Origin of the sequence: Kitasatospora sp. NPDC059812 (assembly GCF_042732075.1) — a bacterium.
Lineage (GTDB): Bacteria > Actinomycetota > Actinomycetes > Streptomycetales > Streptomycetaceae > Kitasatospora.
Genome location: NZ_JBHWIO010000031.1, coordinates 83,463 through 88,599, shown reverse-complemented (window position 1 = coordinate 88,599; position 5,137 = coordinate 83,463). Strand labels below are relative to the sequence as shown.

5 protein-coding genes are annotated in these 5,137 nt (G+C 72.6%); 3 read left to right on the top strand and 2 right to left on the bottom strand.

Going from position 1 to position 5,137, the window contains the following annotated elements:
* Positions 1 to 408: 408 nt before the first annotated feature.
* Positions 409 to 1,413 (bottom strand): stage II sporulation protein M, encoded by a 1,005-nt coding sequence (locus ACFV6D_RS18010; protein ID WP_380560458.1) that lies wholly within the window; start codon positions 1,411 to 1,413, stop codon positions 409 to 411.
* Positions 1,414 to 1,706: 293 nt separating this feature from the next.
* Between ACFV6D_RS18010 and ACFV6D_RS18005 the strand changes: the two genes are divergently transcribed.
* Positions 1,707 to 2,642 (top strand): RDD family protein, encoded by a 936-nt coding sequence (locus ACFV6D_RS18005; RefSeq protein ID WP_380560457.1) that lies wholly within the window; start codon positions 1,707 to 1,709, stop codon positions 2,640 to 2,642.
* 64 nt (positions 2,643 to 2,706) lie between these two features.
* Here ACFV6D_RS18005 and ACFV6D_RS18000 read toward each other — a convergent pair whose 3' ends face one another.
* The gene (locus ACFV6D_RS18000) at positions 2,707 to 3,357 is read right to left on the bottom strand and encodes a hypothetical protein (RefSeq protein ID WP_350886472.1); all 651 of its coding nucleotides are present in this window, start codon (positions 3,355 to 3,357) and stop codon (positions 2,707 to 2,709) included.
* 111 nt (positions 3,358 to 3,468) lie between these two features.
* Between ACFV6D_RS18000 and ACFV6D_RS17995 the strand changes: the two genes are divergently transcribed.
* Positions 3,469 to 3,981, top strand: a complete 513-nt coding sequence (locus ACFV6D_RS17995) for a SigE family RNA polymerase sigma factor (RefSeq protein WP_380343744.1) — start codon at positions 3,469 to 3,471, stop codon at positions 3,979 to 3,981.
* On the top strand, positions 3,978 to 5,051 hold the full coding sequence (locus ACFV6D_RS17990) for a hypothetical protein (RefSeq protein ID WP_380560456.1): 1,074 nt from the start codon (positions 3,978 to 3,980) through the stop codon (positions 5,049 to 5,051). The genes ACFV6D_RS17995 and ACFV6D_RS17990 overlap by 4 nt, the downstream gene beginning before the upstream one ends.
* The last annotated feature ends 86 nt before the right edge of the window (positions 5,052 to 5,137 follow it).

Here is a 5,137-nt window from a genome sequence, read left to right as displayed (position 1 = left end):
TGGCACGCTGTTGAGTTCTCAAGGAACGGACACTTCCTTCGGACCGCCTTCCAGCGGGCCCTCCGGGCGCTTCGTTCTTTCGTGTTTCCAGCTTATCAGATCCTCGCGGCCGTTCTTACCGGCTTCGTTTCTCCGAATTCCCGCTGGCGGGATTTCCTTCGAACTTCGCTCCGAAGCTTATCAAAGCTTTCGGTGTGCTCAGTCCGCGGGATTTTGCTTCGTCGAAGGATGCGCATTCATAAAACGCGCTCACCTCGATTTGGCGGTGTCGTAGACACTAACGCCCGGGACTGACCGTTGTCCAGTCTGTCCCAACCGTTCAAACCTACTAGCCCACCCTCACCACGTCAATGGTTTGGTCGGGATGCGAGAAGAGTACCAGGTCAGAGGCGTGTGGATCACCTCGCCTCAGGCCGCGACGGGTTGCAGATCCGCCCGATCGGCCGCGTCCAGATCACCGACTTCGCCGGTCTCGGCGGCCTTTCGGCCCCACACCAGCGCGTAGAGGAGGAATGCCGCCTCGGCCAGCACGCCGATCGAGATGCGCGCCCAGGTGGGCAGTCCGGAAGGGGTGACGAACGCTTCGAGTACACCGGAAACGGCCAGCACCGTCGCGAGGCCGATGGACATGCCGATGATGGAGCGGCCCTGTTCGGCCAGGGCCGTTCCACGGGTGCGCGGGCCGGGGTCGATGACCGTCCAGCCGAGGCGCAGACCGAGGCCGCCGGCCACGAACACCGCGGTCAGCTCCAACAGGCCGTGCGGGATGAGCAGGCCGAGGAAGACGTCGAGTCGCCCGGCGGAGGCCATCAGCCCGACGCCGACACCGAGGTTGACCACGTTGGTCCACATCACCCAGAGCACCGGGAGACCCAGCGCGATCCCGAACAGCAGGCACTGCACGGCGATCCAGGCGTTGTTCGTCCAGACCTGTGCGGCGAACGAACTCGCCGGGCGGTCCGAGTAGTACGACTCGTACTGCCCGCCCGGGCGGGTCATCTCCCGCAGGTGATCCGGGGCGACCAGGCTGTTGCGGACCTCGGGGTGGGTGGCCATCCACCAGGCGAGCACCGCGGTGGCCAGCAGCGAGACGACCGCGACCGGCACCCACCAGCGGCGCGCGCGGTACAGCGCGGCCGGGAAGCTCACCGTGTAGTACCGGGCGACGTCGTGCCAGCCGCTGCTGCGCGATCCGGTCACCGCGCTGCGGGCCCGCGAGACCAGGCCGGTCAGCCGGCTGAGCAGGGCCGGGTCCGGTGCGGCGGCCTGGACCTTGGCCAGGTGGCCGGTGGCGCGCTGGTAGAGGGTGACCAGTTCGTCGGCCTCCTCCCCGCTGAGCCGGCGCCGTCGGGCGAGGGCGTCCAGCCGTGCCCACTCCCCCTGGTGGGTGGCGACGAAGACGTCCAGGTCCATTCGGCGGCTCCATGGTCGGCGGTGGGCGCGAGGGGCCCGGTCGCGGGCGGGCGGACGGGCGGGTAGGTACGGACACGCGCGGCCCAGCATGCCAGGAGCGGTGGGCACCCCGGCCGCCGGGATCTCACTTCCCGTGCGGCCACCGGGCGCCGTATGTTTGCGGCTGCGGATCAGACTGCGGAGAGCAGGTCGTGGGGGCCGGTCCGGGTGACGTCCCTCCCCTCGTCCGTGCCGCCCTCGGCGGCCTCCATGAGTGAGCTGTACGGCTCCACGAACGTGAACGGACAGGTGTCTTGAGCGACCTGGTGACGGGTGAGGCGGTCGTCCTCGACCTGCAGACGGCGAAGCTTCCCAGCCGGGCGCTGGCGATCACGCTGGACCTGCTCGTGGAGTTCGCCGCCCTGTTCCTGGTCTCGCTCACCCTGAGCGTCGCCCTGATCGGACTGGACGGTGCGGCGCTGGCGGCCACCCTGATCGGGCTGCTGGTGTTCTTCCTGGTGGCCGTGCCGGTGATGGTCGAGACCTTCAGCCACGGGCGCTCGCTCGGCAAGGCCGCGCTCGGCCTGCGGGTGGTGCGCACCGACGGCGGCCCGGTGCGGTTCCGGCACTCGCTGGTGCGCGGGCTGGTCGGCTTCATGGAGCTGGTCGCCATGACCGGCGTGCCGGCGGTGATCACCTCGGCCGTGAACGCGGACGGCAAGCGGCTGGGCGACATCTTCGCCGGGACGGTGGTCGTCCGCGAGCGCACCCCGGGCGGTGGGACGCCACCCCCGCTGCCGCCCGTGCACCCGCACCTGCTCCAGGCGATGGGCCGGGAGCTGGTCGCGATGGACCTGTCCGCGGTGCCGGAGCCACTCTGGCTGGCGATCCGCCAACTGCTGGGCCGCATAGGCCAGTTGGACCCGGCGGTGGCACTCCAGATGTCCACCCGGCTGGCCGGCGACCTGGCCGCCCGGACCGGTCACCCGGTGGCGCAGGGGCTGCACCCGGCGGCGTACCTGGGCGCGGTGCTCACCGAGCGCCAGCGCCGGGAGTGGACGCGGGCCCAGGCGCAGTGGCAGCGGACCGCAGCCCCCGCACCCGCCGCGTGGCCGGCTCCCGCGCCCCAGCCGGCCGCCCCCTCCTTCGAGAAGCCCGCCCCGCCCACCGCCGACCAGCCGTCCCCGGCCCCGGCCCCAGCCCCGTCCTCGACACCGGCCCCCGACACCGGCTTCGCGCCGCCCGCCTAGGCTCACCACACTGCCGCGCGGGCCCGCCGCCCGGCCCACCCAGCCCGGCCCGCGCAACCCGGGCCTACTCCCCGAACTGCGCCGGCCAGGCGTTCGGCGGCGACGCCAGCTCCTCCAGTTCGATCCCGTCGGCCGCCAGCACCACGTCCCCCGCGAGGTGCACGACCTGCTGCTCGCCGGTCTCCAGGTCCGCGACCTGGTACCGCTCGACCAGCAGCGGCCCGGAGTCGGTCTGGTGCGTGTCGACACCCTCCAGCAGCCACCCCTGGTCGAAGGTGCGCGGCGCCAGCACCGGTTCGGTGAACGCGACCAGCCGCACCCGCGCGCTCGCCCCCTCCCGCAGCCGCAGCAGCCGGGCGGTGGCGACCAGGAAGGCCGGCGAGCCGCCGGTGAACCCGTGCGCCCGGTCGTGCCCCTCCACGCTGTGCTCGCCGCCCGGGTCCGCCGCGTCCGTCCGGACCCAGGCGACGCCGTCCACCGCGCCGCCGCGCACCTGCCAGCCGCCGGCCCGCAGTTCCATCCGCAGCGGGCGGGCCCGCGAGTCCAGGGTGAGGTCGACGCTGCCGATCACCCGCCCGTCCGGCGCGTAGGTCTTGGAGACGTACCGCCAGCCGGCCGCCCCGGGGGCGCAGCTGAAGCGCTCCTCCCCGAGCAGCACGCGGTCGTGACCCAGAGGAGTCATGGCTGTATGGAGCGAGTACCGGCCGTTGGGCATGCCCGAAAGCCTACGTGCGCATTCGCATGCAACGTTCGGGGCGGGTGCCCGCATTAGGGGGGTGGACGGCGCGCACGAGCGCCGACGACACGAGGGAGAAGGGGGGCGCAGATGGCGAAGCAGGCACGCGACGAGGAGTTCACGGAGTACGTGACTTCCAGGAGCGGCTGGCTGCGCAAGGTCGCCTATCTGCTGTGCGGGGACTGGCACCGCGCGGACGACCTGGTCCAGGAGACCATCACCAAGCTGTACGTGAACTGGTCACGGGCAGGCCGCATGGAGAACCTGGACGGCTACGCCCGCAGGGTGCTGGTCAACACCTTCCTGGCCGAGCAGCGCACCTCCTGGTGGCGGCGGACCAGCCGGCCGGGCACCGACCTCGACACCGAGTCCGTGCCCGTCGACCTCGACGCCTCGCTGGACCTGCGCCACGCCCTGGCGACGCTGCCGGCCCGCCAACGGGCGGCCGTGGTGCTCCGGTACTACTGCGACCTGACGATCGACCAGGCCGCCGACGCCATGGGCTGCTCGTCGGGCAACGTCAAGAGCCAGAGCTCCCGGGCCCTGGACACCCTCCGCGGCAGGCTCGCCGCCCGCCCCACCGTCGCAGGGAGGACGCCATGACCAGCAAGGATCACCACGACCTCACCGCCCGGCTGACGGCCCTCGCCAACGGGTCGGCGCCACCTGCGCGGTTCGACGCCGACCGCTCGATCGCCGAGGGCACCGCCCGGCTGCGCCGTCGCAAGCGCGCCGCGATCGGCGCCGTCGCCGCCGTGACGGTGGCGGTGGTGGCGACCACCGCGCTGCTGGCCCCGGGAAGCGGCACCGTCGCCCCGACACCGCCGGCGGGGCCCACCCCGAGCACCTCGCCGTCCTCGACGCCGACTCCGACCCCCACCCCGACCGTGAGCGGCATCGACCCGCTGACCACCGAGGTCCACTTCGGCTGGCTGCCTGACTGGGTGGGCGGCGAGCAGCACATCGGCTACGAGACCGGCTACCACGGCATCTACGCCCAGGCCCGAGGCGTGGGCGAGAACGCCGCCCGCATCATGCTCTCCCAGTACCCGGCGGGCTCCGAGCCCCCGATGACGGGGTTCAACGTGAAACTCGGCAAGGTCGACGCCGAACCGGTCAACGGACGACCGGCCTACCGGGTGGTCGCCGACCAGCCCGAGCGCTACCAGCCGACGCTGCGCTGGCTGACTCCCGAGGGCCGCTGGGCCGAGGTCAGCGGGAACGGCGGAGCGCCCGGGGACGTCACCGACGAAGTCCTCCACCAGGTGGCCACCGGCGTCCGGTTCGGCCACTGGAACGTCCCGCTGCCGGTGCAGTTCACCGGCCTGCCCGAGACGTTCAAGGCCACCGACGTCATGCTCTCGCGGCCGGACACGGACGGCGTCGGGGCCTGGAACCTGTGGCTGATGTTCCAGGTCGAGGGGAAGAACGTCTCGGTCAGCCTGCGGCCGATCGGGCCGCGCCCGGTCTACACCAGCACGGACGGCTCGCCCTACACCGACCCGCACCCGCCCCTGGAGTCCGTCCAGAACGGGGTGGAGATCTCCATCGGCACCGGAGCCGGCGATCCGCCCTCCCTGGAACAGCTCGGCGGCCTCCCCTGGATGCTCGCCCACACCAAGGCCCTCGGCCCGGACGCCGCCGCCTGGACCACCGACGTCATCGTGCCCTGAACACGGACCGCCGAACGCGCCGGGGGGGGGGGGGGGGGCGCGCGGGGGGCGGGGGGGCCGCCCCCCCCGGCCCCCCCCCCCCCCCG

What these genes read in the sequence shown, in the direction of transcription:
- ACFV6D_RS17990 (WP_380560456.1), top strand. Translation starts at nt 3,978, where the DNA reads ATGACCAGCAAGGATCACCACGACCTCACCGCCCGGCTGACGGCCCTC.
- ACFV6D_RS18010 (WP_380560458.1), bottom strand. Translation starts at nt 1,413, where the DNA reads ATGGACCTGGACGTCTTCGTCGCCACCCACCAGGGGGAGTGGGCACGG.
- ACFV6D_RS17995 (WP_380343744.1), top strand. Translation starts at nt 3,469, where the DNA reads ATGGCGAAGCAGGCACGCGACGAGGAGTTCACGGAGTACGTGACTTCC.
- ACFV6D_RS18000 (WP_350886472.1), bottom strand. Translation starts at nt 3,357, where the DNA reads ATGCCCAACGGCCGGTACTCGCTCCATACAGCCATGACTCCTCTGGGT.